The organism is Trebonia sp., from assembly GCF_049794275.1.
GTDB lineage: Bacteria > Actinomycetota > Actinomycetes > Streptosporangiales > Streptosporangiaceae > Trebonia.
Window position 1 is genome coordinate 1 of the sequence record NZ_JBARCR010001166.1, and the last position, 3677, is coordinate 3677.

The window sequence follows — 3677 nt, forward strand, 5'->3', positions numbered from 1 at the left end:
GGCTGGTAGTGTGGGTTTCCTCTCTCCCAGTAGTCGGCTCATACCGAGCCGTCGACTCCCGGTCAGGGCGACACGCCCGACCTCGGGGGTCGGAGGAGAGCCGAAACTCGCAGGTCAAACGGGTGGAAACGACGGGAAACCGGCGATTTTCTGACTCGCCACTGGATGCCCCGATAGCGGGCGAGCCGGTGGCGGGTCCGCGAGCTTGACAGTAGGAACACGACGGGAAGACGGAGACTCGGTTGCCCACGATCCAGCAGCTAGTCCGCAAGGGCCGGCAGGACAAGGTGTCGAAGAACAAGACGCCGGCGCTCAAGCAGAGCCCGCAGCGCCGTGGCGTGTGCACGCGTGTCTACACGACCACGCCCAAGAAGCCGAATTCCGCGCTGCGCAAGGTCGCCCGCGTCCGGCTGACGAGCCAGATCGAGGTCACCGCCTACATCCCGGGAGTCGGGCACAACCTGCAGGAGCACTCCATCGTGCTGGTGCGCGGTGGCCGTGTCCGCGATCTGCCCGGCGTCCGTTACAAGATCATCCGCGGTTCGCTGGACACCCAGGGCGTCCGCAACCGCAAGCAGGCCCGCAGCCGTTACGGCGCGAAGAAGGAGAAGAGCTGACATGCCGCGCAAGGGTCCCGCGTCGAAGCGGCAGCTTGTCACCGACCCGGTGTACGGCTCGCCGCTCGTTACCGCGCTCGCCAACAAGGTGCTCAAGGACGGCAAGCGCTCGCTCGCCGAGCGCACCGTCTACGGCGCCCTTGAGGGCTGCCGCGAGAAGAACGGCAACGACCCGGTAGTCACGCTCAAGCGCGCGCTGGACAACGTCAAGCCGACCCTTGAGGTCCGCAGCCGGCGAGTCGGCGGCGCCACCTACCAGGTCCCCGTGGAAGTCCGCGCTTCGCGGAGCACCACGCTGGCCCTGCGCTGGATCGTGACGTACGCGCGGCAGCGCCGGGAGAAGACGATGACCGAGCGGCTGATGAACGAGCTGCTCGACGCCAGCAACGGCCTTGGCGCCAGCGTCAAGCGCCGTGAGGACACGCACAAGATGGCGGAGTCCAACAAGGCTTTCGCGCATTACCGCTGGTAACACCCAGAAAACTAGTACTAAGGACGCTTAACGTGGCCACCCAGACCGCAGTAGACCTCGCCAGGGTCCGCAACATCGGGATCATGGCGCATATCGACGCGGGCAAGACGACGACGACCGAGCGCATCCTGTTTTACACCGGCATCAACTACAAGCTTGGTGAGGTCCATGAGGGCGCGGCCACCATGGACTGGATGGAGCAGGAGCAGGAGCGCGGCATCACGATCACGTCCGCCGCGACCACGACCTCCTGGCGTGATCACACCATCAACATCATCGACACGCCCGGGCACGTCGACTTCACCGTCGAAGTCGAGCGCTCGCTGCGGGTGCTCGACGGCGCCGTCGCCGTGTTCGACGCCGTGGCCGGCGTGGAGCCGCAGTCGGAGACCGTCTGGCGCCAGGCCGACAAGTACGGTGTGCCGCGGATCTGCTTCGTGAACAAGATGGACCGCGTCGGCGCCGAGTTCCACCGCTGCGTGGAGATGATCACCAGCCGCCTCGGCGCGACCCCGCTGGTCGTCCAGCTCCCGTGGGGCGTGGAGTCGGACTTCCGCGGCGTGATCGACCTCGTCCGGATGCGCGCGCTGGTCTGGCAGACCGAGGGCAAGGGCGACACGTATGACGTCGTTGACATCCCGGCGGACCACTTCGACGCGGCTCGCGAGTGGCGGGACAGGCTGCTCGAGACCATCGCCGAGAATGACGACGAGATGATGGAGATGTACCTCGAGGGCGGCGAGCCCTCGGTGGAGCAGCTCGAGGCGGCGATCCGCCGGGCGACGATCGCCAGCGCGGTGACCCCGGTGCTGTGCGGCACGGCCTTCAAGAACAAGGGCGTGCAGCCCATGCTCGACGCCATCATCGCGTACCTGCCGAGCCCGGTGGACATCCCGTCCATCCAGGGCCACGCGGTGGGCAACGAGGAGCAGGTCGTCGAGCGGCACGCCGATCCGAACGAGCCGTTCTCCGCGCTGGCCTTCAAGATCATGGCGGACCAGCACCTCGGCAAGCTCACCTACATCCGCATCTACTCGGGCACCCTCGAGACCGGTACCCAGGTGCTGAACTCGATCAAGGGCCGCAAGGAGCGGATCGGCAAGATCTACCAGATGCACGCGAACAAGCGCGAGGAGCGCCCGTCCGCGGTCGCCGGGCAGATCGTCGCGGTGATGGGCCTGAAGGACACCACCACCGGCGACACGCTGAGCGCCCAGAACGCCCCGGTGATCCTGGAGTCGATGACCTTCCCTGCGCCCGTGATCAACGTGGCGATCGAGCCGAAGACCAAGAGCGACCAGGAGAAGCTCGGCACGGCCATCCAGCGGCTCGCCGAGGAGGACCCGACCTTCCAGGTCAGGACCGACGAGGAGACCGGGCAGACGATCATCTCGGGCATGGGCGAACTGCACCTCGAGGTGCTCGTCGACCGGATGCGGCGCGAGTTCAGGGTCGAGGCCAACATCGGCCGCCCGCAGGTCGCCTACCGCGAGACCGTCACCAAGAAGGCCCAGAAGGTCGAGTACACGCACAAGAAGCAGACCGGTGGTTCCGGCCAGTTCGGCCGGGTGATCATCAACCTGGAGCCGACCGGCGGTGACGGCGGCGGCTATGAGTTCGAGAACAAGGTGACCGGCGGACGTATCCCGCGGGAGTACATCCCGTCGGTGGACGCCGGCTGCCAGGAAGCCGCCGAGTTCGGCGTGCTGGCCGGGTTCCCGATGGTCGACGTCAAGGTGACGCTGACCGACGGCGCCTACCACGAGGTGGACTCCTCGGAGCTCGCCTTCAAGATCGCCGGCTCGATGGCCTTCAAGAAGGCCGCCGCGCTGGCGGGCCCTGTGCTGCTCGAGCCGATGATGAGCGTCGAGGTCACCACGCCCGAGGTCTACATGGGCGATGTGATCGGCGACCTGAACAGTCGGCGCGGTCAGATTCAGGCCATGGAGGAACGATCCGGGGCCCGCGTGGTCAAGGCTCTCGTCCCGCTGTCTGAGATGTTCGGATACGTCGGTGACCTGCGCAGCAGGACTCAAGGGAGGGCGAACTACAGCATGCAGTTCGACTCCTACTCCGAGGTGCCGCCGAGCATCGCCAAGGAGATCATCGCCAAGGCGCGCGGCGAGTAACGGGCGCGGCGCACAGCAGGCATAAGGAACCCAGGAAACACTCCAGACCCACTGCGGTGGGGCGGATCGCAACGAGGAGATACAAGTGGCGAAGGCAAAGTTCCAGCGGACTAAGCCGCACGTCAACATCGGCACCATCGGGCACATCGACCATGGCAAGACGACGCTGACCGCGGCGATCACCAAGGTGCTGCACGACAAGATGCCCGACGTGAACCCCTTCTACGCGTTCGACCAGATCGACAACGCGAAGGAGGAGAAGGAGCGCGGGATCACGATCTCGATCTCGCACGTCGAGTACCAGACCGAGAAGCGGCACTACGCGCACGTCGACTGCCCGGGTCACGCGGACTACATCAAGAACATGATCACCGGTGCCGCGCAGATGGACGGCGCGATCCTGGTGGTCGCCGCCACCGACGGCCCGATGCCGCAGACCCGTGAGCACGTGCTGCTCGC

4 protein-coding genes are annotated in these 3677 nt (G+C 66.2%); all 4 read left to right on the top strand.

The window, feature by feature from the left end:
- Nucleotides 1-242 precede the first annotated feature (242 nt).
- A complete protein-coding gene (rpsL, locus tag WA805_RS28795; RefSeq protein WP_145852144.1) occupies nucleotides 243-617 on the top strand; it encodes a 30S ribosomal protein S12 in 375 nt (124 codons plus the stop codon).
- A 1-nt stretch (nucleotide 618) separates the two neighbouring features.
- Nucleotides 619-1089 carry a 30S ribosomal protein S7 gene (gene rpsG / locus WA805_RS28800; protein ID WP_422275732.1) on the top strand — a complete coding sequence of 157 codons (471 nt, stop codon included), beginning with the start codon at nucleotides 619-621 and terminating at the stop codon, nucleotides 1087-1089.
- A gap of 83 nt (nucleotides 1090-1172) precedes the next feature.
- On the top strand, nucleotides 1173-3218 hold the full coding sequence (gene fusA / locus WA805_RS28805) for an elongation factor G (protein ID WP_425243897.1): 2046 nt from the start codon (nucleotides 1173-1175) through the stop codon (nucleotides 3216-3218).
- A gap of 85 nt (nucleotides 3219-3303) precedes the next feature.
- Nucleotides 3304-3677, top strand: a 374-nt coding sequence (locus WA805_RS28810) for a GTP-binding protein (protein ID WP_422338464.1), incomplete at its 3' end; no start/stop codon positions are given.